Genomic DNA, 22,480 nt, shown 5'->3' with positions numbered 1-22,480 from the left:
GCCGTCACTTGAGCCTGCTGGAGGCCAGGACCGACACCAGGTGCAGCAGGGTCTGGAGCAGCGCGATGCCGGCGAGCACGGCGACGCCGAGGCGGGAGAAGAACAGGTCGCCCCGGACCTGGTCGGCGATGGCCAGGACCAGGATCAGCAGGGAGGCCTCGATGCCGAGGATCAGCCGGTGGAACTTGAGCGCGGCGGCGGCCCGGCGGGCGAGCGCCATGCCGGAGGAGCGGGGCTCGGCGGCGGACTCCTGCACCACGGGCTTGCCGGCCTGGTGCCGGGCCACGCCGACCAGGTCGGTCTCGGCCTTGATCAGGATGGCGCCGAGGGCGGCGAGGGTGCCCAGGAAGGCCCACAGCCAGTCGATGCGCCCGCTGCCCCACAGGTCGGCGGCGCGCAGGCCGAAGCCGACGAGGACGGCCGCGTCGCACAGGTAGGCGCCCACCCGGTCCAGGTAGACCCCGGAGAGCGAGTACTGCTTCTTCCAGCGGGCGACCTCGCCGTCGACGCAGTCGAGCAGCAGGTACAGCTGGACCGCGACCACGCCGAGGGCGGCGCCGAGCACGCCCGGCACCAGCAGGGCCGGGGCGGCGAGGACACCGGCGAGGGTCATCACGTACGTCAGCTGGTTGGGCGTGACCTTGGTGGTGACCAGCAGCCGGGTGATGCGCAGGGAGACCTCGCGCATGTACAGGCGACCGCCCCAGTGCTCGCCACTGCGCCGGTCCTTGACGCCCGGCGGGTGAACGACGGGCCGGAGTTCAGCTACGGATGGTCTGGGCATAGTCGGCGTACGCGTCCCTGATGTCGGCTGCGGACAGGTTGAGGTGCTCCAGGATCGTGAAGCGTCCCGGGCGGGTCTGGGGGGCGTACTCGACGGCCGCGACGAACTCGTCCACGCTGAACCCGATCTCCTCGGGCAGCACGGGCAGGGCGTGGCGGCGCAGCACCTCCGTGAACAGGCCGGCCTGGTCGGCGGCCCCCCGCAGGTGCATGGCGAAGGCGGCACCGATGCCGACCTGCTCGCCGTGGAGCGCGGAGCGTCCGGGGTAGAGCAGGTCGAAGGCGTGGCTGATCTCGTGGCAGGCCCCGGAGGAGGGGCGGCTGTCCCCGCTGATCGACATGGCGATGCCGGAGAGCACGAGGGCCTCGGAGAGCACGGTGAGGAACTCGTCGTCGCCGCATCCGCCGGGGTGGCGCAGCACCGACTCGCCGGCGGTACGGGCCATGGCGGCGGCCAGGCCGTCCACGGCCTCGCCGGTGATCTTGTGCGAGAGCTCCCAGTCGGCGATGGCCGAGATGTTGGAGATCGCGTCGCCGACGCCCGCCCGGATGAAGCGGGTGGGGGCCTCGCGGATCACGTCGAGGTCGATCACCATGGCGATCGGCGTGGGCACGCCGTAGGAGCCCCGGCCGTTGTCGTTGTCCAGGATGGACACCGGGGAGCAGATGCCGTCGTGGGAGAGGTTGGTGGCGATGGCCACCATGGGCAGGCCGACCCGCGCCGCGGCGTACTTCGCCACGTCGATGATCTTCCCGCCGCCCAGGCCCACGACGGCGTCGTAGCGGCGGCCCTTTATGTCGTCGGCGAGCTTGACCGCCGAGTCGATGGTGCCGTCGACGACCGGGTACCAGTCGGCGAGCGGCAGGGCCGGCTCCAGACGGGCGCGCAGCGCCTGTCCGGAGCCCCCGCTGATCGCGATCGCGAGCCGGCCGGACGCGGAGATCCGCTGATCGGCGAGGATGCCGTCCAGCTTGTCCATCGCCCCGCAGCTGATGTCGACGACGACCGGCGAGGGGATCAGCCGCGTCAGTACTGGCATGCGATCGTCCGGCCCTTGGCGAGGTCGTCGTGGTTGTCGATCTCGACCCACTTGACGTCACCGATGGGGGCGACGTCGACGGTGAAGCCGTCGTTGACGAGCTGCTGGTAGCCGTCCTCGTAGTAGAGGTCGGGGTCGCGCTCGAAGGTGGTCTTCAGGGCCTCGGCGAGCTGCTCGGCGGCCTCGGGCTCGATGAGGGTGACGCCGATGTACTCGCCGGTCGCGTCGGCGGGCTCCATCAGCTTGGTGATCTTCCGCACACCCTTGTCGCCGTCCACGACGACCTTCATCTCCTCGTCGGCCAGGTTCTTGACCGTGTCGAGGGCGAGGATGATCTTCTGCCCGTTGCCGCGGGCGGCGAGCAGGGTCTTCTCGACGGAGACGGGGTGGACGGTGTCGCCGTTGGCGAGGATCACGCCCCGCTTGAGGACGTCACGCGCGCACCACAGGGAGTAGGCGTTGTTCCACTCCTCGGCCTTGTCGTTGTCGATCAGCGTGATCTTGACGCCGTACTTGGCCTCCAGGGCCTCCCGGCGCTCGTAGACGGCCTCCTTGCGGTAGCCGACGACGATCGCGACCTCGGTCAGGCCGACCTCGGCGAAGTTGCCCAGGGTCAGGTCGAGGACGGTGAGGCTGTCCTCCTGCCCCTCGGGGCCGACGGGCACGAGGGCCTTGGGCAGGGTGTCGGTGTAGGGACGCAGGCGGCGTCCGGCACCGGCAGCGAGGACAAGGCCGATCATGCTGGTTCTCCTTCGTCATGTACGGCGGGTGCCCCGGAGGAGACCCAGAAGCGGATGCTCTCCGCGAGCACCACGATTGCCACGAACACGGCCATGGCCGTGAGCGCGACGGGGAACGCGTCACGGGCGAGGACGGTGGCGAGGACCACGGTCAGCAGGACCCTGCCCTCGTGACCGCCGGTCGTCCGCACCAGCCAGTGCGGGGGAGCGCCCGAGCCACCGCGGATGCGGTAGACGGTGTCGTAGTGATGGTAGGCGACCGCCGCGACCAGTCCGAATGCGGCCGGAAGGGCCCCGGGGACGTCGGCCTTGGCCGCGAGCACGAGGACCGTCACGTACTCGCCGAACCGGAAGAACGGCGGGATCAGCCAGTCGAGGGGGCCCTTGAGCGGGGCGGACACCGCCGCACCGGCGAAGAACACGTACGCGGCGGCGGTCCCGATCAGCCAGGGGGTCCCGAAGTCCCGGGTGACCGCCGCCCCGGTCATCAGCAGTGCGGCGCCCAGGGCCAGCCAGGGCGCGGCCCGGTCGGGCCGCTTCGTGGGCCGGGGGTAGCCGGTCCAGGCCAGGACCCCCGAGTCGGCGAGGTCCGCGAGGGCCCGGGCGGCCCGATCCGTCCTCTTCGCCTTGCGGGTCACCGAACGCAGGACGCGGCCGGCGGTGGTGTACAGCGCGCCGAAGGCACAGCCGGCGAGCAGGGCGTAGAAGACGACCCGGGGGCTGGTGACGGCGGTCAGGACCGCGATCATGGCCCAGCGCTCGCCGATCGGCAGGATGATCATCCGCCGGACCCACACGGTCCAGCCGACGCTGTCGAGCCGGCCCGACAGGGCCGCCGTCGGACTCGTGTTGGCGGTGGCGTCGTGGTTGGCCTCGTTGAACGAGAAGTCGACCACGTGCCGGCAGGTCATGAGGATCATCGAGCCGAGGGCGAGGGCCCAGACGTCGTCGCCGTTCCTGGCCGCGCCGAGCGCGAGGCCCGCGTAGAAGGAGTACTCCTTCGCACGGTCGAAGGTCGCGTCGAGCCAGGCGCCCATCGTCGAGTACTGGAGCGAGTAGCGGGCGAGCTGCCCGTCGGTGCAGTCCAGTACGAAGGAGACGAGCAGCAGCACGCCGGCGGTGACGTAGCCCCAGCGCTCCCCCGTGGCCGCGCAGCCCGCCGCGACCAGCGCGGTGATGAGCGAGGCGGTGGTGACCTGGTTCGGGGTCAGGCCGCGGCGCGCGCACCAGCGGGCGATGTAGCGCGAGTACGGGCTGATGAAGAAGGTGGTGAAGAAGCCGTCGCGGGACTTCACCGCGGTGCGCAGGCGTACGGCCTCGTCGTCCACGGCGGCCACGGCCGCGAGGGCCTCGGAACGCTCGGCCTCCCCGTCCGGCACGGCCGCGACCAGGCTGCCCAGGTCGGGCCGCTGGACGGTGGTCCCGGCGGCCTCCACCGCGGCGGCGAGCCGGTCCGCGTACGGTCCGGTGCCCGCCGGCGCCAGCGCGGCGGCCTCGTCCAGGGCCGCGCGGGCCCCCGCCTGGACGGCGAAGGCGCCGGTCACGGCACAGGCGTCGAAGCGCGGGTCGGTCAGGGCGAGGCGCAGCGCGTGCGGGTGCCCGACGAAGGCGCTGTCGACGACGGCCACCCGCTCCTGGGCCGGGACCCCGGCGAGGGCGGTGGCGGTGTCTTCGGGACCGGCGGCCGGGCGGACGTCGAACCCGAGCGACCGGAGCTCGTCCTGGAGCGGTGATCCGGGTACCGGCGGGCCGGTGAGGATGACGGTCGGCAGACGAACTCACTCCTTGCGACGGACATTCCCGACGGCCGGGCGCCCGGGTGGGGGCGGTGGCAGCACGTCGGCAGGGCTGTCGGCAGAGGCTATCGGATGAATGGAAGGCCTCATTCATCAGCTGTTCAGCCCGAAACGGGGCCGTTCGGACCCGGATGTTAGGGTGGACGGCGGCGCACACGGGTCACGTGGTGCGCGAAGGCGGGCCGAAGGGGTGTCCAAGCGGCTCGAACGGGAAACGAGGTGGGTTGATGACCGTCGCAGTGGTCGCTGCCGTGCGCAGCGAACTCCGGTACATCCCCGTTTCCTTCCGGGCGTCCGGCCGGGTCTGATCCCACACCGGTAAGACCTCGTCGGCCGGAGCCCCCGTTCAAGGGTTCACGTTGACCGACAACACCGCTTCTTCCTCTTCTGCTGCTTCTGATGCCTCCGGCTCCGACGACGGCGTCTTCGCCGCCTTCATGGAGCTGCACCGCGGGCTGCCCCGGCAGTCCCCCGGTTCCGACGGCTCCACCCGGCACCTGCTCTCCCTGTGCGGACCGCTGCCCGAGCGGCCCCGCGTCCTCGACCTGGGCTGCGGTCCGGGCCGCAGCGCCCTGCTGCTCGCCGCCGAGGCGGGCGGGGCGGGCCTCGCCGAGGTGACGGCCGTCGACCTCCACGGGCCCTTCCTCGACGAGCTCCGCGCGGCCGCGGCCGCGCGGGGCCTGGACGGGCGCGTCCGCACGGTGCGCGCCGACATGGGCGCGCTCGCCCCCGAGGACTTCGAGGACGGCTCCTTCGACCTCGTCTGGGCGGAAGGCTCCGCCTACATCCTCGGCTTCGACCGGGCGCTCGCCGAGTGGAAGCGCCTGCTGGCACCGGGCGGGCGGCTCGTGCTCACCGAGTGCGAGTGGACCGTCGAGGAGCCTTCGGCCGGGGCCCGGGCCTTCTGGGACCCGCAGTACCCGCTGCGCTCCACCGCCCGCAACACCGCGGCCGTCCAGGCCGCCGGGTACCGGGTGCTCGGCACCCGGCTCCAGCCCGACTCCGACTGGGCCGAGTACTACGGCCCTCTCGGCGAGCGGGTCCGGGCGGCCGTGCCCGCCTCCCCCGCGGAGGAGGCCGCGCTGGGATACGTGCGCGAGGAGCTCGCCGTACGGGAACGGCACGGGCACGAGTACGGGTACACGGGCTTCGTGCTGGCCCCGGTGACCGCCGGGGACGGGGGCCGCTGGCGGACCCGCCCGGAGGCGCCGGCCGACGCGGCTGCCGTACGGGCCGTCAACCTGGCCGCCTTCGGGACCCCGCTGGAGGCTGATCTCGTGGACGCGCTGCGCGCCGACGCCGGGGCCTGGCTGCCGGGGCTCTCGTACGTGGCCGAGGGCCCGGACGGCGAGGTGGCCGCGCACGCGCTGCTGACCCGCTGCCGGGTGGACGGGGTGCCCGCGCTGGCCCTCGCGCCGGTGGCCGCCGATCCCGCCGTCCAGGGCTCGGGCGCCGGGAGCGCCGTCGTACGGGCGCTGCTCGCGGCCGCGCGGGAGGCCGGGGAGGCGCTGGTGCTGGTCCTCGGGCACCCCTCGTACTATCCGCGGTTCGGTTTCACGCCGGCCTCGCGGTTCGGGATCAGGGCGCCCTTCGAGGTGCCCGACGGGGCGATGATGGCCCTGGTCCTGGACGATTCCGTTCCGGTGCCGGCGGGCACGATCTCCTATCCGGCCCCCTTCGGGGTCTGATCCGCAGCCGCATGTCCGCCCCCCGCCGCTTACCACGCGGCGGGGGGCGGACATGCGCGGATCGCCGAAGTGGGGACAAGCCTCTTTTGTACGGCAGACTGAAGGCCGAAGTCCGAAGCGAAGGATGGGTATGCCGACCACACCAGCCACCGACGCCACCAGCAGCGCGTCCGCCGGCACCGGAGCTCAAGAACCGATCATGCTCGAACTGGTCGACGAGTCCGGCAACACCATCGGCACGGCGGAGAAGCTCTCCGCGCACCAGGCACCGGGCCTGTTGCACCGGGCGTTCTCCGTGTTCCTCTTCGACCAGCAGGGCCGGCTGCTGCTCCAGCAGCGCGCCCTCGGGAAGTACCACTCCCCCGGCGTCTGGTCGAACACCTGCTGCGGCCACCCCTACCCCGGGGAGTCGCCGTTCGCGGCCGCGGCCCGGCGCACCCACGAGGAGCTCGGGCTCTCGCCCTCGCTGCTCGCGGAGGCGGGTACAGTCCGCTACAACCACCCGGACCCGGATTCCGGGCTGGTGGAGCAGGAGTACAACCACCTGTTCGTGGGACTGGCCCGTCCGGTGCTGAACCCGGATCCGGAGGAGGTCGGCGACACCGCCTTCGTCACGGCCGACGAGCTGGCGAAGCGGCACGCGGAGCAGCCGTTCTCCGCCTGGTTCATGACCGTGCTGGACGCGGCGCGCCCCGCAATCCGCGAGCTGACCGGCGACGCGGCCGGCTGGTAGCCGCTACGCCGTTCAGGTGCGGACGTCCGGGACGGCCGTCCCGGGGGTCAGATCCCGGGGGCCGGGACCGGGGCCGGGGCCGCGAGCGGCAGTGCCGCCCAGATCACCTTGCCGCCCGTCGCGGTGTGCTCGACGTCGCACACCCCGCCGGCCTCCAGGGTGATCTCCCGGACCAGCAGCAGGCCCCGGCCGCCGGTCTGGCCGAAGTCGGCCTCCAGTGCCTTGGGCCGGTACGGGTGGTTGTCCTCGACGGCCACCCGTACCCACTCCCGGCCCACCGCCACCTCGACGGCGACCTCCGGGGAGAGCAGGGCCGCGTGCCGGACCGAGTTCGTCACCAGTTCGGAGACGATCAGCAGCAGGGAGTACACGAGGTCCTGCTGGGCCGGCACCCCCTGACGCCCGAGCAGGTCGCGGACCGCACGGCGGGCCTGCGGAACGGATTCTTCAACCGCGGGCGCGGTGAAGCGCCACACTCCCTCGTAAGCGAGGGGGTCGGCCGGAGCCGACACCTCACCTCCCCGGGCCGGCGGGATGCTCCCGCTGTCGTCCATCTTCCGGCCCCCGTCTTCGCGCTCGATCGTCTCCACGTGTCAAGAGTGGGGAAGACCCTGGTCCGGACCGCGCCGCTGACCAGAAGTCAGCGTCAATCGGACGCTTTCTGACCACTGGTTTATGACGGAGTCAGTTGTTGGGCTGTTCCTGATCCGGTGCGGGCCGGTTCCCGGCCGCCTCCCGGGTCCCGCCCGCCGCGCCCGGCGCGGCCGCCGCGTCATCGTCCCTGACCAGACCGAGGATCCGGCGGGCGCCCATGCCGAGCCCCACCAGGCTCAGTCCGTCGAACAGCAGGGCGAGCGAGAAGAACGTTCCGATCACGTACAGGCTGTTGCCGGGCCAGCTGGACAGGATCAGGATGCCCAGCAGCAGCCCGAAGGCGCCCTGGACCAGGGAGATCCCGAAGTTCGCACCGCGCACCACCAGGGCGCCGACGAGGCGGAACACCCCGCCGGTGAGGAAGAGCAGGGCCGCGAACATGGTGAGGGCCTCTGCGCTCGCCTCCGGGCGGCGCAGGATCACGAAGCCCGCGGCGAGGTTGATCGCCGCGACGATGACGGCGAGCCAGAAGTAGTTGGTCCCCCGCGACTGCACGGCCTGCGCGAGACCGACGACGCCGCCGACGAGCAGCAGCCAGCCGAAGAGGAACATCGAGGTCAGGGTGGCCACGCCCGTGTAGACCAGGCCCACCAGCCCGGCCAGGACGAGGATCACCCCGAGCAGGGCCAGCAGCCCGAAGCCGCGCTTCAGCTGCTTCTGCTGCTGCTGCTTCTCCCGCTGCCGCGGGTCCGGGTCACTGCGGTCGGCGCCCATGGACGTGCCACCTCCTCGGCACCCCCCGGGGGTCGGACTCCCCTTGATCATAGGATCGGCTGCCCGGGATAGCATCCGGCGCATGGACGCAGCCCTCCACCACACGCTTGCCGACGGGGTCGCCACCGTCGTCATCTCGCACCCCGCCAAGCGGAACGCCATGACCGCCTCGATGTGGCGGGCGCTGCCGGAGCTGCTGGAACTGCTCGCCGAGGACGACGCCGTACGGGTGCTGGTGCTGACCGGGGCCGGTCCGACCTTCTGCGCGGGGGCCGACATCTCCTCGCTCACCGGCAAGGACGACCCGCAGGCCCTGTCCGTGGCGGCGGAGGAGGCCCTCGCGGCCTTCCCGAAGCCGACGCTGGCCGCGATCCGCGGGTTCTGCGTCGGCGGCGGCAGCCAGCTGGCGGCGGCGTGCGACCTGCGCTTCGCGGAGGAGGGCGCGTCGTTCGGGGTGACCCCGGCGAAGCTGGGCATCGTCTACCCGGCGTCCTCCACCCGCCGGCTGGCCTCGGTGGTCGGCCCCGCGTGGGCCAAGTACCTGCTGTTCTCCGCCGAGTTGATCGGGGCGGAGGCGGCCCTGCGGGCCGGGTTCCTGAACGAGCTGCTGCCGGCGGGCGGACTGGAGGAGCGGGTGGCCGACTTCGCCCGGACCCTGACCACCCGCTCCCGCCTCACGCAGGCCGCCGCCAAGGAGTTCGCGGACGGCCGCACCGACCGGGACGCGTACTGGGCGGCCCAGGCCGCCGCGAGCGGCGACACCGCGGAGGGTGTCGCCGCGTTCCTGGAACGGCGGGCTCCCGCCTTCGGCTGGCGTCCTAGCTGAGCGGGTTGGCGGCGCGCATCCGGGCGACGAGCTCGGCCGGGGCCTTCTCCGGGGAGCCGGCGTCGTAAGGCGGCTGGGGGTCGTACTCGCACAGCAGCTGCACGGCCTGGGCGTACTCGTCCCCGGAGATCCGCCCGAGCAGGCCGAGCCCCATGTCGATGCCGGAGGACACCCCGGCGGCGGTGACGTACTTGCCGTCGAAGACCACCCGCTCGCCGGTCGGCTCGGCGCCGAAGGGGACCAGCCTGTCGAGGTAGAGCCAGTGGCTGGTGGCCCGCCGCCCGTCGAGCAGGCCGGCGGCGGCGAGGAGCAGCGAGCCGGTGCAGACGGAGGTGGTCCAGGTGGTCGTGGCGTCCACGGCCCGCAGCCAGTCGAGCACGGCGGGGTTCTTCATCTCCACCTCGGGGTGCGGCCCGCCGGGCACGATGACGATGTCCGGCCGGGTCACCTCGTCGAGCCCCTTGTCGGCGACGAGCCCCAGCACCCCGTTGTCCGTCCGGACCGGACCGGGGCGCTCCGCGACGAACACGGTCTCGGCGTCGGGGATGCGGCTGAGGGTCTCGTAGGGCCCGACGGCGTCGAGCGCGGTGAAGCGGTCATAGAGCAGTACGGCGATCTGCATGGCTCCTCCGGAGCGGTAAGCCGCCCCTGCTTGCGGGGGCGGAAGCATGTGTGTGTGCCGGGCGCCGGTACAACGCCCGCAACGTGCCCGGCGGCACGCCCGCCTTCTCCTTCTTGACGCGGTCCTCGCACCGCTCGGCCGCAAGCGGCCTCCCGTGCTTCGGCCCGCTGCGCCGGCCTCCGGCCGTCGGGTCCGGGGCGGGGCCGGTGCCCTTGGCTGGGGCCGGTGGCTTGTCTGCGGGCGGGTGGGCCGCTGCGCGGGGCTGGGTCCCCTACCCGCCCTTCACCCGTTCTCACCTCAAGCGCCGGCGAGGCTGGGGGTGCGGGTCACCCCACGGCGCCACCGCGCCCGCGCCTCAAACGCCGGCGAGGCTGGGAGGAGCCCGCCAGGCGGCCTCGGGCTCCGGCCGGCAGATTCCAGCCTCGCCGGCGTTTGAGGCGCGGGGGTCTGGGGGCGGAGCCCCCAGGGAACGGTGGAAGGGCGGGTAGGGGACCTCGCCCCGCGCAGCGGCCCACCCACCCGCAGACGAGCCACCGGCCCCCGCCCGGGCCCGTGGCGCCGCCCCGGGTCCGACGGCCGGAGGCCGGCGCAGCGGCGCGAAGCCGGGGAGGCGCCCCGGCGCCGAGCCGCGCGAGCGGCGCGTCAAGAAGGAGTGGCCCGGCGGCCGAAGCGGCGGCGGTATTCGGCCGGGGGCTGGCCCAGGGTTCTGACGAAGGCCCGGCGGAGGGCCTCCGGGGTGCCGTAGCCGCACGAGCGGGCGATCTGCGCGACCCCCTCACCGCCCTCCTCCAGCAGCCGCCGCGCGTGTTCCACCCGCACCCGCTCCACGTACCGCCCCGGCGTCACCCCCGTCTCCGCCTGGAAGGCCCGCGCGAAGTGCCGCGGCGACAGCGCCGCCCGGCCCGCCAGGGCCTCCACGCTCAGGTCACCGTCCGGGTGCTCCGCGATCCACTGCTGGACGTCCCGCAGCGGCTCCCGCCGGGCCGTCTGCGCCGCCAGCTGCGCGCTGAACTGCGCCTGGTTCCCGGGGCGGCGCAGGAACACCACCAGGTGCCGGGCGATCACCAGCGCCGCGTCCCGCCCCAGGTCCTCCTCCACCAGCGCCAGCGCGAGGTCGATCCCGGCGGTGACCCCGGCCGAGGTGGCGACCGGGCCGTCGCGGACGTAGATGGGGTCCGGTTCCACCGACACCCGCGGGTAGTCCCGGGCCATCCGTTCGCACACCGACCAGTGCGAAGTGGCCCGCCGCCCGTCCAGCAGCCCGGCCTCGGCCAGCAGCAGTCCCCCGGTGCAGACCGACACCAGCCGGCCCGCGCGACCCCCGTACGCGCGCAGCCAGTCGGTGAGCCTCGGTTCGAAGTCCGCCGTGTAGCGGCCGCCCGGCACCAGGAGGGTGGTCCCCGGGCCGGGGCGGGCGCCTTCCAGGTCGCCGTCCGGCACCAGGGTCAGCCCGCTGCTGGTGCGCACCGGCGCGCCCCCGGGGGAGACGGTACGGATCTCGTACCCCTCCTCCGCCGGGATGCGGCCGGCTCCGTCGAAGACCTCGACGGGGCCGGTGACGTCCAGGCTCTGCACCCCGTCGTAGAGGACGACGAGCACGTTTCGCGGTGACATGCCTCCATCCTGTGACCGCCGACGGATGGCCGCAATGACGGGTGTCCCACCTATTCGGACACGCGGAGGGCGAGGGTGCGATCCTTGGCCGGTCCCCCGCCGCGCCGTCCGGAGTGCCGTCCTGAACACCGTCCTCGCCGAGTCCCTCTCCGTCGTCCTGCTGCTCGCCGTGCTGGCCTTCGCCGTGCTGCGGCCGCGCGGGCTCCCCGAGGCGGCGGCCGCCGTGCCGGCCGCCGGGCTGCTCGTCGCCCTGGGGGTGGTGTCTCCGGCCGACTCCTGGGCGCAGACGCGCGAGTTGCTGCCGGTGGTGGGGTTCCTGGCCGTGATCCTGGCCCTCGCCCAGCTGTGCGCCGACGAGGGGCTGTTCCGGGCCGCCGGGGCGGCCGTGGCCCGGCGCGCGGCCGGGCGGGGGGCGGCGGGGCTGCTCGGCGGGGTGTTCCTGGTGGCCTCTGCGATCACCGCCGCGCTGAGCCTGGACGCCACGGTGGTGCTGCTGACGCCGGTGGTGCTGGCGACGTCGGCCCGGCTGGGCGCCCGGCCCCGCCCGCACGTGTTCGCCACGGCGCACCTGGCGAACTCGGCCTCGCTGCTGCTGCCGGTGTCCAACCTGACGAACCTGCTGGCCTTCGCCGCGAGCGGGCTCACCTTCACCCGGTTCGCGGCGCTGATGGCGGCGCCCTGGGCGGTCGCCGTCGCCGTGGAGTACGCGGTGTTCCGCCGCTTCTTCCGGGCGGACCTGGCCGCCCCGCCCGAGCACGTGCCCGGGGCGGCGGAGCCGGCGCCCGTGCCGCGGTTCGCCCTCGTCGTACTGGTGCTGACCCTGGCGGGCTTCGCCGTGGCCTCCTTCGCGGAGGCCAGTCCCGCCTGGGCCGCGCTGGCCGGCGCGGTGGTGCTGGGCGTACGGGCGCTGCGGCGCCGCGAGACCACCCCGCGGCGGCTGGCGGCCTCCACCGCGCCGGCGTTCTGCCTGTTCGTGCTGGCGCTGGGGGTGGTCGTACGGGCCGTGGTGGGCCACGGGCTCGGCGACGGGCTGGAGTGGCTGCTGCCCGACGGGGACGCGCTGCCCGCGCTGCTGGCGGTGGCCGGGGTGGCCGCCGTACTCGCCAACCTGATCAACAACCTGCCCGCGGTGCTCGCGCTGCTGCCGCTGGCCGCCCCCGGCGGGCCGGGGGTGGTGCTGGCCGTGCTGATCGGCGTGAACATCGGGCCGAACCTCACCTACGTCGGCTCCCTGGCCACCCTGCTGTGGCGGCGGCTCCTGCACGCGCACGGCGAGGACGTCCGGCTGGGCGACTTCACCCGGCTCGGGCTGCTGACCACGCCGGTGTCCCTCGCGGCGGCGGTGACGGCCCTGTGGGCGGGCCTGCGGCTGATCGGCGGGTAGGGCGGCGGCGCGCCGATAGGATCGGGGCATCATGACTGCAACCCTCGTCGCCAAGAACCTCACCGCCGCGCACGGTGAGCGCACGCTCTTCGCCGGTCTCGACCTCGTCGTCGCGCCCGGCGACGTCATCGGACTCGTCGGCGTCAACGGCGCCGGGAAGTCGACCCTGCTGCGCCTGCTCGCCGGGCTGGACACCCCCGAGACCGGGGAGCTGCGGCTCTCCCCGCCCGGGGCTGCCGTCGGCCACCTCCCACAGGAGCCGGAGCGCCGCGAGGGCGAGTCGGTGCGCGAGTTCCTGGCCCGCCGGACCGGCGTGGCCGCCGCGCAGGCGGCGCTGGACGAGGCCACGCAGGGGCTGGTGGACGGCACCCCGGGCGCCGACGACGCGTACGCGGACACCCTCGACCGCTGGCTGAACCTCGGCGGCGCCGACCTCGACGAACGCGCCCAGGAGGTCGCGGACGAGCTGGGTCTGGCGGTGGGCCTGGACCTGCCGATGTCGGCCCTGTCCGGCGGGCAGGCCGCCCGCGCCGGCCTGGCGTCGCTGCTCCTGTCCCGCTACGACGTGTTCCTCCTCGACGAGCCCACCAACGACCTGGACCTGGCGGGTCTGGAGCGGCTGGAGCGCTTCGTGACGGGGCTGCGCGCCGGCACGGTGGTCATCAGCCACGACCGCGAGTTCCTGACCCGGACCGTCACCAAGGTCCTCGAACTGGACCTGGCCCAGCAGCAGATCAACCTCTACGGCGGCGGCTACGAGTCGTACCTGGAGGAGCGCGCGCGGGCCCGCTCCCACGCCCGCGAGGAGTTCGAGGAGTACGCGGACAAGAAGGCCGCGCTCGAAGGCCGGGCGCAGATGCAGCGCAACTGGATGGACAAGGGCGTGCGCAACGCCCGCCGCAAGTCCACCGACAACGACAAGATCGGCAAGGCGCTGCGCGGCGAGTCCAGCGAGAAGCAGGCCGCGAAGGCCCGCCAGACGCAGCGGGCGATCGAGCGCCTGGAGGTCGTGGAGGAGCCCCGCAAGGAGTGGGAGCTGCGCATGGAGATCGCGGCGGCCCCGCGCTCCGGCTCGGTGGTCGCCACCCTGCGCGAGGCGGCGGTCAAGCGCGGCGACTTCTCCTTCGGCCCGGCCAGCCTCCAGATCGACTGGGCGGACCGGGTGGCGATCACCGGGGCGAACGGCGCGGGCAAGTCCACCCTGCTCGCGGTCCTGCTGGGCCGGCTGGCCCCGGACTCCGGCTCGGCCGTCCTCGGCTCGGGCGTACTGGTCGGGGAGGTCGACCAGGCGCGCGGCCTGTTCCTCGGGGAGGAGTCCCTGCTGGAGGCGTTCTGCGCGGCCGTCCCGGACACCGAGCCGGCGGAGGTGCGCACGCTGCTGGCCAAGTTCGGCCTGAAGGCGGCGCACGTGCTGCGCCCGGCGGCGACCCTGTCCCCCGGCGAGCGCACCCGGGCGGCCCTTGCGCTGCTCCAGGGGCGCGGGGTGAACCTGCTGGTGCTGGACGAGCCGACGAACCACCTGGACCTGCCGGCGATCGAGCAGCTGGAGTCGGCCCTGGAGGCCTACGAGGGCACGCTGCTGCTGGTCACGCACGACCGGCGGATGCTGGACGCGGTGCGCGTGACGCGGCGCCTGGAGGTCGCCGGCGGCAAGGTCACCGAGCTCTGACGGCTCCGGGCACCACGGGGGCTCCGGCCTGCGCGTTCCGCGCGGAGCCGGAGCCCGGCCCGGCCCGGCCCGGCGTCTAGAACTCGTCCGGGCCCTTGCCGTGGGTGCGGTGCTTGCGGGGCTCGGCCGGGTCCTGGTCCTGGGCTCCGGGTCGGTCGAGGCGGCTCGCCTCGTCCGTGTCCTCGCGCCGGACGGGCGCGAGTTCCGGCTCCGGCCCGGTTCCCGGTGCGGAGCGGTGCCGCTCGGCGCGTGGCTTGCGGTGCTGCCGTCCTGCGTCCCCGTGGTGGAGCGGGACGCCTCCGGCGCCGCCTTGCTCGTCCATGACGGATCCTCCTCGCCCCCGGGTTCGACGTCCCCCTCGCCAGGCTGCTGCCCGGACCGCCGTCCCGCAAACCGGCCTGCTCAGGCGGTCCGGCCGGCCGGGGGGCGCCGGTCGCGGGCCATCCTGCGGGCCACGAAGGCACGCGGCAGGTGCCGGACGGCGAGGGCGTACGCCTGGTAGTGGCGGCCCGTGACGCTGATGGGGCGGCGGCGGGCGAGGTCGCGCAGGGCCTTGGCCACCACGGCCTCGGGCTCCAGCCACACCGCGTCGCGCAGGGCGCTGACGTCCATGCCGGCGCGTTCCTGGAACTCGGTGCGGGTGAAGCCGGGCACGACCGCGAGCACGCGGACGCCGTAGGGCTCCATGTCGACCCGGAGGGATTCGCTGAAGGCGGTGATCCAGGCCTTCGCCGCCCCGTACGTGCCGGTGGGGAGCAGGCCGGCGACGGAGGAGACGTTGAGGACGGCGCCCCGGCGGCGTTCGCGCAGTCCCGGCAGGAGCGCGTGGGTGAGCCGGAGCGGGACCTTCACGAGGAGGTCGAGCATCCGCTCCTCGTCCTCCACCGGGTTGTACGGGTAGGGCGCGGGCAGGCCGAATCCGGCGTTGTTGACGAGGACGTCGACGGGCCGCGCGGTGTCGGCGAGCCGGTCGGCGACGGTGGCGAGGGCCGCGGGGTCGAGCAGGTCGGCGGGCAGCACCTCGCAGGTGCTGCCGTTCTCCCGGGCGAGTTCGGCGGCCAGGGCCTCCAGGCGGGCCTTGTCCCGGGCCACGAGGACCAGGTCGCAGCCCTTGGCCGCGAAGGCCCGTGCGAAGGCGGCGCCGAGGCCGGCGCTGGCCCCGGTGATCAGTACGGTGGTGGGCACGTGGACTCGCTCTCGGTCGTTCAGGCGGTTCAGGCGGTTCGGGTGGCGGGGGCGAAGGCGGCGGCCGTGGGCGAGGCGTAGGCCTGGGCGACGTCCACCAGGAACCTGGCCTCGTCCTCCAGGTCCCCGTCCTCGGCCGAGGCCCGCATCACGGCCGGGAGGTCCAGCCCGGGGCCCCGCGGCGGCTGTCCGGGCAGCCCGGCGAGCTTCGTCCGCCGGGCCTCCTTCAGTACGCAGGCCAGCGCGGCGGCGGTGCGCCGCTGCTCGGGGACGCCCGTACCGGCGACATGGCCGCGGGCGAGTTCCGGGACGCCCGGGGTGACGTACTCCCCCAGGATCAGGATCGCGTCGCGGGTCTCGATGACCTTGCGGTAGACGAGCAGGTTGCGCGGCACGGGCGGCCAGAGCAGTTCCAGCAGCCGCCCGGTGCGGGGTTCGGTGAGGACCACGTACGGGACCGCCTGGACCAGGTCCCGCCACAGCGGCCACAGCCGCCAGGCGGTGGCGGCGTCGGCGAGGGTGCGGCGCAGCGCGAAGACGGTGGGCACGAGGATCGCGGCGGCGCGCAGCAGGCCGTGCAGGTTCATCAGCAGCGGCAGGGCGGGCAGGGCCCAGGTGCTGCCGAAGAGGGCCTTGAGCAGGTAGGCGAACCAGAACGCCCAGGCCAGCGCCGTGCCCAGGCCGAACAGCCGCAGGCCCAGGGCGAGTGCGCGGCTTTCCGAGCGGCGGCCGTAGCGCCAGCAGACGAAGACGCAGACGGTGTTGGCGATCAGGTGGGCGGAGATGAGCACGAGCCAGTACGCGAGGGAGGGCACGGGCCCCCCGGCGGGCGGGATGGTGTGGGTGCCGTGCTCGGGGGCGGTGGAGTCCAGGGTGATGAGGACGGCGAACCAGAGCACCGTGCCCGCCCAGGAGGCGAGTTGGAGCCTGCGTCCGCGGGTGGCGGCGGCGACGAAGTAGAGCACGGCGCCGGCCGACAGGACACCGATGAGGTTGCGGACGAGGCCGACCGTGTGGGCGTACGAGGGCTCGCGGCTCATGGCGTACGTGACGACGGCGGGCAGGTTGAGGGTCATCGCGGCGGCCGCGGTGGCGACGGCCAGCCACAGTCCGCGTTGTTCCGGGGAGCGCAGGGCGGCGGGGGCGCGGATCAGGACGGCTATCCACAGGCAGACCACGCCGGGGACGGCGAGCCAGTCTCCGGCGGCGGCGAGTTCAGCTGCCATCGCGGTGGCCCCGTGCGCAGCCCATGGCGGACTCCAGCCGGGCCAGGGCTCCCCGGGGGGTCGCGCCGCGGCGGGGGTGGCCGGCGGTGGAGGTGCTGATGCGGATCATGCTCGCGAGCATCTCCGCCTCCTGCTCCTGGCGGGTGGTGTAGTCGGTGCGGCCGCGGACGACGGGGGCCCGGCCGTCGGTCTCCTCGCCCTCCAGGGAGTGGTGGCCGAAGAGGATGTGCCCGAGCTCGTGGAGCACGATGTGCTCCCGGTGCAGGGGGGTGGTGTGGGCCTCGTAGAACACGTAGTCCACGGTGTCGGTGCCGACCCACAGCCCGCAGACGCCGGTTTCGGCGGCTTCCGGGGGCAGCGGGTGGAGCCGGATGGGGCGGCCGCGCCGGTCTGCCATGTGTGCGCAGAGGCCCGCCAGGGAGAACGGGGTGGCCAGGTCCAGGTGACCGAGAATCGTCTCGCAGCGTTTGCGCAGGCTGAGGTCCCGGTAGGGCATGCGTTCCCTCTTCGGACCCTTTCTCGGGCAGCGTCGGTAGGCGTGGGGGGTGGGCATCGGCATGGCGTCCTGTGCCTTGGGCGGCCCCGGGGTGCGGACCCGGGGGAAAAGGGGAACGCCCGTCCGCGCGTGCGAACGGGCGTTCCACCATCCCTACCGATCTTCCCGGGGAGTTGGCAAGGAATTTCCCCTGGCGGGGTGGCTATTCGGCCACTCCTGCCGGAGGCCCTTCCGGGCCGCGGCCCGGGGTGCCGCTAACGGCGGCCCCGGCCCTCCTCGGGGCCGGTCAGGCCGGCCCGGCGCAGGGCGTCGGCCATGGCGCTGTTGGCGGGAGCCGGGGCGCCGGAGCGCTGCCCTCCGCCGCCCTGGCCGCCCGCGCCCTGACGCCGACCGTCGCCGCCGCGCCGGCCTTGGCCCTGCCCCTGCCCCTGGCCCTGGCCCTGGCCTTGGCCCTGGCCCTGGCCGCCGCGCTGCTGCGGGGGCCGCCCGCCGCCGCCCCGGCGGTCGCCCTGCCGCTCGTCCCGCTGCCGGGGGGCGCCGGCGCCGCGCTCGGCGCCCGCCTCGTCCTCCAGGCGCAGGGTGAGGGAGATCCGCTTGCGCGGGATGTCCACGTCCATGACCTTGACCCGGACGATGTCGCCCGGCTTCACCACGTCGCGGGGGTCCTTGACGAAGGTCTTCGACAGGGCCGACACGTGCGCGAGTCCGTCCTGGTGGACGCCGATGTCGATGAAGGCGCCGAAGGCGGCGACGTTGGTGACCACGCCTTCCAGGATCATGCCGGGCGCCAGGTCGCCGATCTTCTCGACGCCTTCCTTGAAGGTGGCCGTCTTGAAGGCGGGGCGCGGGTCGCGGCCCGGCTTCTCCAGCTCGCGCAGGATGTCGGTGACGGTGGGCAGGCCGAAGGCCTCGGTGACGAACTGGTCGGGCCGCAGCGAGGAGAGCACGGAGGTGTTGCCGATCAGCGCGGCCACCTCGGTGCCCGCCGCCTTGCCCATGGCCCGGACCACGGGATAGGCCTCGGGGTGCACGCTGGAGAAGTCCAGCGGGTCGTCCCCGCCGCGGATCCGCAGGAAGCCCGCGCACTGCTCGTACGCCTTGGGGCCCAGGCGGGCCACGTCCTTGAGGCCCTTGCGGCTGCGGAAGGGGCCGTTGGCGTCGCGGTGGGCGACGATGTTCTCGGCGAGGGTGCCGCTGATGCCCGACACCCGGGAGAGCAGCGGGGCGGAAGCGGTGTTGACGTCCACGCCGACGCCGTTCACACAGTCCTCGACGACCGCGTCGAGCGAGCGGGACAGCTTCACCTCGGACAGGTCGTGCTGGTACTGGCCGACGCCGATGGACTTCGGGTCGATCTTCACCAGTTCGGCGAGGGGGTCCTGGAGGCGGCGGGCGATGGAGACCGCGCCGCGCAGGGACACGTCCATGTCCGGGAGTTCCTGCGAGGCGAAGGCCGAGGCGGAGTACACGGAGGCGCCGGCCTCCGAGACCATCACCTTGGTGAGCTTCAGCTCGGGGTGGCGGGCGATGAGGTCCCCGGCGAGCTTGTCGGTCTCGCGGGAGGCGGTGCCGTTGCCGATGGCGACCAGCTCGACGGAGTGCTGCCCGGCGAGACGGGCCAGCTTGGCGATGGACTCGTCCCACTTGTTGGCCGGGACGTGCGGGTGGATCACGTCGGTGGCGACGACCTTGCCGGTCGCGTCGACGACGGCCACCTTGACGCCGGTGCGGAAGCCCGGGTCCAGGCCGAGCGTGGCACGGGTGCCGGCGGGGGCGGCGAGCAGCAGGTCGCGCAGGTTGGCGGCGAAGACCCGTACGGCCTCGTCCTCGGCGGCGGCGCGCAGCCGGCTCCGCAGGTCGATGCCGAGGTGGACCTGGACCTTGGTGCGCCAGGCCCAGCGGACGGTGTCGGCGAGCCACTTGTCGCCGGGGCGGCCGCGGTCGGCGATGCCGAAGCGGCGGGCGATGACGCCCTCGTACGTGGAGGGGCCGGGGGTGTCCGAAGGCTCCTCGGGCTCCAGGTCCAGGGAGAGGACCTCCTCCTTCTCGCCGCGCAGCATGGCGAGGACGCGGTGCGAGGGGAGGGCCGTGAAGGGCTCGGCGAAGTCGAAGTAGTCGGAGAACTTGGCGCCCGCCTCCTCCTTGCCCTCGCGGACCTTCGCGGCGAGCCGGCCGCGGCCCCACATGCGCTCGCGGAGGTCGCCGATCAGGTCGGCGTCCTCGGCGAACTTCTCGGTGAGGATGGCGCGGGCGCCCTCCAGGGCCCCGGCCGGGTCGGCGACGCCCTTGCCGGCGTCGACGAACGCGGCCGCGGCGGCCGCGGGTTCGACGGAGGGGTCGGCGAGCAGGCCTTCGGCGAGGGGCTCCAGGCCGGCCTCGCGGGCGATCTGGGCCTTGGTGCGGCGCTTGGGCTTGAAGGGGAGGTAGATGTCCTCCAGCCGGGCCTTGGTGTCGGCCGCGGCGATCCGGGCCTCCAGCTCCGCGTCGAGCTTGCCCTGCTCGCGTACGGAGTCGAGGATCGCGGAGCGGCGGTCCTCCAGCTCGCGCAGGTACCGCAGCCGCTCCTCCAGGGTGCGCAGCTGGGCGTCGTCGAGCATCTCGGTCGCTTCCTTGCGGTAGCGCGCGATGAACGGCACGGTGGAGCCGCCGTCGAGCAGCTCGACGGCGGCCTTGACCTGCCGTTCCCGTACGCCGAGCTCCTCGGCGATCCTGCCTTCGATGGACATGGTCACTGTGCGGTCCCGCCTGCCTTCGTGCGTTTGCGTGGAAGGCTGTCAATTGTGGCAGGTGCCGCCGGTGGACCGCGGGAGCCCCTGGGCCCTTTCCGACGAGGTCGCGCCGCGGGATGGCCGGCCGCCCGGTATGCGGGGTGCCGGCGCGGCCGTCAGTTGATGGACTCCCCGTCGTAGCGGCCGTCCACGCAGATCCACAGGCCGGAGACGGAGTCGTACTCCACCGTTCCGCCGTGGGCCACGCACGTCGGCCCGTCGACAGCGGGTACGGCGGCCTGCGCGGCGGGGGCCGCGACCCCGAGCGCGGCCAGGACCAGGGCGGCGACGAAGCCGGGAAGCCGGGTACGCAGACGTGGCCGTGTCGCCGCCCGGGGACACCATCGTCTTCGATCCCGACAACCCCCTCTACAACAAACCGGTCATCGAGCGGTACGGCCTCTCCAAGGTGCGCGGCTCCATGGACCAGACCCCCTACCAAGGACTCCTGGACAAGGCCCGTTCCGCCGACGAGGGGTCGGGCCCTTAGCGGCACGGCGCAAGAGCGCCGATCGGGCCACTCTGCGTCCTGCGCTCCTCCGGCGTCCCGGCAGCGCCGGAGCGGCCGGAAATCGCCCTGCCGCGGTGCGCGGACCGCCCGTCCCACGGGAGCGGGCGGCGTACGCGTGTCCGAATATCGCCGCTCATCTGACGCATGGTCAACACGCACTCCCACCCGGCCGAACCGGGGATCCGCTTCACCCCGCGCCCCGTCCGGGGGCGAATCCGCAGGTCAGCCATACCCTCCCGGCCCGCGCCCCACCACCGGATCATGACGGCCGAATGGCGATCGTGTGACAGCAGGAGCCATGGACATGACCTGAGGCGCCACGGGTGAATACGGTCGAACGACGAGACCTTGACCGATCTGTCTCCCCTACCCCTTGGAGCTCTTCGTGCACCGCAAAGTCATCGCCCCGAGCGTCCTGGCCGCCTCCCTCCTGCTGGTGATCCCGGCGTCGGCGGCCAGCGCGGGTCCCGGCGCCCCTGGTATCGGCGACACCTACTACCCGGCCAGCGGGAACGGCGGCTATGACGTCTCCCACTACGACCTGCGCCTCCAGTACCAGCCGAAGACGGACCTGCTGGAGGGCACGGCCACCCTGCTGGCCACCGCCAAGCAGGACCTGTCCCGCTTCAACCTCGACTTCGGCCTCAAGGTCAGCGAGGTCCGGGTCAACGGGGCCAAGGCGAAGTTCGCGACCTCGGGCGCGCACGAGCTCGAAGTGACCCCGGCCCAGCCGCTCCAGAAGGACCGTCAGGCCACGGTCGTCGTCAAGTACGCGGGCAAGCCCTCCGAGTTCAAGGTCGACGGCTGGTCGGCCTGGCAGCGCACCCCGGACGGCGGCGTGGCGGCGCAGGAGCCGGACGCGGCGGCCTGGTGGTTCCCCAGCAACGACCACCCCCTCGACAAGGCCACCTTCGACGTGTCCGTCAACGTCCCGGACGGCACCCAGGCCATCAGCAACGGCGTACTCCAGTCGCAGAGTTCGAAGCTCGGCTGGACCCGCTACAACTGGCGCTCCAACAAGCCGCAGGCCACCTACCTGGCGACCCTCGCGGTCGGCAAGTTCGACATCACCACCGACAAGACGGCGGGCGGCCTGCCGATCCTGAACGCGTACAGCAAGGACCTCGGCGACAACGCCGGCGCGGCGCGCGCGAGCGTCGAGCGGACCGGTGAGGTCGCGGAGTGGCTGGAGGGGGTCTTCGGCCCGTACCCCTTCAACGCGCTCGGCGGCTACGTCCCGAACGTGCCCAGCGGCTTCGCGCTGGAGACGCAGACCCGCCCGTTCTACAGCCCGCGCCAGTTCGCGAACGGCGCCAACGTCTCCGTCGTCGTCCACGAACTGGCCCACCAGTGGTACGGGGACAGCGTGTCCGTCGACAACTGGAAGGACATCTGGGTCAACGAGGGCTTCGCCCGCTACAGCCAGTGGCTCTGGTCGGAGAAGGAGGGCGAGGGCACCGCCCAGGAGCTCGCCGACTGGGCGTACTCCTCCCGCCCGGCCGAGGACCCGTTCTGGCAGGTCAAGCCCGGCGACCCGGGCCCGGACAACCAGTTCCACGGCGCCGTGTACGACCGCGGCGCGATCGCGATCCAGGCGCTGCGCAACGAGATCGGCGACGAGAAGTTCTTCAAGATCCTCAAGGGCTGGCCGACCGAGCGGGCCTACGGCAACGCCAAGGTCGGCGACTTCGTCCGGTACGCCGAGAAGATCTCGAACAAGCCCCTCGCCCAGCTCTTCGAGACCTGGCTCTACACCCCGGGCAAGCCCGCCTTCGCCCCGCCGGCCGCCAAGTCCGGCGCCCGCACCCTCCAGTCCCCGGCCAAGCCGGCCGCGGAGCCCAAGTCCTGGAAGAAGATCGCGGCGACGAACACGGTCCACGACCACTGACCCACTGACCCACTGGTTCACAGCGGTACGCGGACCCGGGGGGGGGGGGGGGGGGGGGGGGGGGGGCGGAGGGCTCCGGCGCGCGGCGACGGCGGGTTGGCGGAGCGACCCGCGGGCCCGGGCCCGATCGCTACCTAGGTGTT

The 22,480-nt window shown here is 73.6% G+C and carries 20 protein-coding genes; 7 read left to right on the top strand and 13 right to left on the bottom strand.

From position 1 onward, the window contains the following. Nucleotides 1-4 precede the first annotated feature (4 nt). From AC07A6_RS22390 to AC07A6_RS22375, 4 genes are read right to left on the bottom strand one after another with little or no spacing between them, the layout of a single operon-like run. Entirely contained in the window at nt 5-784 is a 780-nt protein-coding gene (locus AC07A6_RS22390; RefSeq protein ID WP_386274742.1) for a CDP-alcohol phosphatidyltransferase family protein, read from the bottom strand. Further along, nucleotides 762-1,823 (bottom strand): iron-containing alcohol dehydrogenase family protein, encoded by a 1,062-nt coding sequence (locus tag AC07A6_RS22385; RefSeq protein ID WP_362467091.1) that lies wholly within the window; start codon nt 1,821-1,823, stop codon nt 762-764. Before AC07A6_RS22385 ends, AC07A6_RS22390 begins: the two co-directional genes overlap by 23 nt. Beyond that, nucleotides 1,811-2,563, bottom strand: coding sequence for a phosphocholine cytidylyltransferase family protein (locus AC07A6_RS22380; RefSeq protein WP_125818569.1), 753 nt, complete (start codon nt 2,561-2,563; stop codon nt 1,811-1,813). Before AC07A6_RS22380 ends, AC07A6_RS22385 begins: the two co-directional genes overlap by 13 nt. After that, on the bottom strand, nt 2,560-4,335 hold the full coding sequence (locus AC07A6_RS22375) for a DUF5941 domain-containing protein (RefSeq protein WP_478778269.1): 1,776 nt from the start codon (nt 4,333-4,335) through the stop codon (nt 2,560-2,562). Before AC07A6_RS22375 ends, AC07A6_RS22380 begins: the two co-directional genes overlap by 4 nt. A 383-nt stretch (nt 4,336-4,718) precedes the next feature. Between AC07A6_RS22375 and AC07A6_RS22370 the strand changes: the two genes are divergently transcribed. Next, entirely contained in the window at nt 4,719-6,047 is a 1,329-nt protein-coding gene (locus tag AC07A6_RS22370; protein ID WP_478778239.1) for a GNAT family N-acetyltransferase, read from the top strand. Between the two features lie 130 nt (nt 6,048-6,177). Beyond that, the gene (gene idi / locus AC07A6_RS22365; RefSeq protein WP_362467093.1) at nt 6,178-6,780 is read left to right on the top strand and encodes an isopentenyl-diphosphate Delta-isomerase; all 603 of its coding nucleotides are present in this window, start codon (nt 6,178-6,180) and stop codon (nt 6,778-6,780) included. 47 nt (nt 6,781-6,827) lie between these two features. Here the strand turns inward: idi and AC07A6_RS22360 are convergent, their stop codons facing one another. Both AC07A6_RS22360 and AC07A6_RS22355 read right to left on the bottom strand, forming a co-directional pair. Continuing rightward, on the bottom strand, nt 6,828-7,334 hold the full coding sequence (locus AC07A6_RS22360) for an ATP-binding protein (protein ID WP_478778268.1): 507 nt from the start codon (nt 7,332-7,334) through the stop codon (nt 6,828-6,830). A 130-nt stretch (nt 7,335-7,464) separates the two neighbouring features. Continuing rightward, a complete protein-coding gene (locus AC07A6_RS22355; protein WP_478778238.1) occupies nt 7,465-8,148 on the bottom strand; it encodes an HdeD family acid-resistance protein in 684 nt (227 codons plus the stop codon). Nucleotides 8,149-8,230: 82 nt separating this feature from the next. Between AC07A6_RS22355 and AC07A6_RS22350 the strand changes: the two genes are divergently transcribed. Further along, nucleotides 8,231-8,974 carry an enoyl-CoA hydratase/isomerase family protein gene (locus AC07A6_RS22350; RefSeq protein WP_362467094.1) on the top strand — a complete coding sequence of 248 codons (744 nt, stop codon included), beginning with the start codon at nt 8,231-8,233 and terminating at the stop codon, nt 8,972-8,974. Here the strand turns inward: AC07A6_RS22350 and AC07A6_RS22345 are convergent. Both AC07A6_RS22345 and AC07A6_RS22340 read right to left on the bottom strand, forming a co-directional pair. After that, nucleotides 8,967-9,596: a DJ-1/PfpI family protein gene (locus tag AC07A6_RS22345; RefSeq protein WP_386274746.1), complete on the bottom strand. Its 630-nt coding sequence runs from the start codon at nt 9,594-9,596 to the stop codon at nt 8,967-8,969. The two genes, AC07A6_RS22350 and AC07A6_RS22345, sit on opposite strands and share 8 nt — an antisense overlap. A 642-nt stretch (nt 9,597-10,238) precedes the next feature. Further along, complete coding sequence (locus AC07A6_RS22340) at nt 10,239-11,210, bottom strand: GlxA family transcriptional regulator (RefSeq protein WP_478778237.1); 972 nt, start codon at nt 11,208-11,210, stop codon at nt 10,239-10,241. Nucleotides 11,211-11,235: 25 nt separating this feature from the next. On the opposite strand from AC07A6_RS22340, the gene AC07A6_RS22335 reads away from it, so the two are divergent. Together AC07A6_RS22335 and AC07A6_RS22330 are read left to right on the top strand one after the other, a co-directional pair. Next, nucleotides 11,236-12,594: an SLC13 family permease gene (locus AC07A6_RS22335; RefSeq protein ID WP_478778236.1), complete on the top strand. Its 1,359-nt coding sequence runs from the start codon at nt 11,236-11,238 to the stop codon at nt 12,592-12,594. Between the two features lie 31 nt (nt 12,595-12,625). Next, a complete protein-coding gene (locus tag AC07A6_RS22330) occupies nt 12,626-14,263 on the top strand; it encodes an ABC-F family ATP-binding cassette domain-containing protein (RefSeq protein ID WP_362469897.1) in 1,638 nt (545 codons plus the stop codon). Nucleotides 14,264-14,339: 76 nt separating this feature from the next. Here AC07A6_RS22330 and AC07A6_RS22325 read toward each other — a convergent pair whose 3' ends face one another. The 5 genes from AC07A6_RS22325 to AC07A6_RS22305 form a co-directional block, all read right to left on the bottom strand. Next, complete coding sequence (locus AC07A6_RS22325) at nt 14,340-14,585, bottom strand: hypothetical protein (protein ID WP_478778235.1); 246 nt, start codon at nt 14,583-14,585, stop codon at nt 14,340-14,342. Nucleotides 14,586-14,665: 80 nt separating this feature from the next. Then, complete coding sequence (locus tag AC07A6_RS22320) at nt 14,666-15,448, bottom strand: SDR family NAD(P)-dependent oxidoreductase (RefSeq protein WP_478778234.1); 783 nt, start codon at nt 15,446-15,448, stop codon at nt 14,666-14,668. Nucleotides 15,449-15,477: 29 nt separating this feature from the next. Next, nucleotides 15,478-16,674 (bottom strand): MAB_1171c family putative transporter, encoded by a 1,197-nt coding sequence (locus AC07A6_RS22315; protein ID WP_478778233.1) that lies wholly within the window; start codon nt 16,672-16,674, stop codon nt 15,478-15,480. Further along, complete coding sequence (locus tag AC07A6_RS22310) at nt 16,664-17,170, bottom strand: M78 family metallopeptidase domain-containing protein (RefSeq protein WP_362469909.1); 507 nt, start codon at nt 17,168-17,170, stop codon at nt 16,664-16,666. Before AC07A6_RS22310 ends, AC07A6_RS22315 begins: the two co-directional genes overlap by 11 nt. Nucleotides 17,171-17,424: 254 nt before the next feature. After that, nucleotides 17,425-19,902, bottom strand: coding sequence for a Tex family protein (locus AC07A6_RS22305; RefSeq protein WP_478778232.1), 2,478 nt, complete (start codon nt 19,900-19,902; stop codon nt 17,425-17,427). Nucleotides 19,903-20,254: 352 nt separating this feature from the next. Here AC07A6_RS22305 and AC07A6_RS22300 point away from each other — a divergent pair, with 352 nt between their 5' ends. Both AC07A6_RS22300 and AC07A6_RS22295 read left to right on the top strand, forming a co-directional pair. Beyond that, nucleotides 20,255-20,428 (top strand): hypothetical protein, encoded by a 174-nt coding sequence (locus tag AC07A6_RS22300; protein ID WP_362469915.1) that lies wholly within the window; start codon nt 20,255-20,257, stop codon nt 20,426-20,428. 406 nt (nt 20,429-20,834) lie between these two features. Then, complete coding sequence (locus AC07A6_RS22295) at nt 20,835-22,337, top strand: M1 family metallopeptidase (RefSeq protein WP_478778231.1); 1,503 nt, start codon at nt 20,835-20,837, stop codon at nt 22,335-22,337. Nucleotides 22,338-22,480: the final 143 nt, after the last annotated feature.

Source organism: Streptomyces sp. NPDC044002, assembly GCF_056434525.1.
This window is presented reverse-complemented; position numbering and strand designations above follow the sequence as displayed.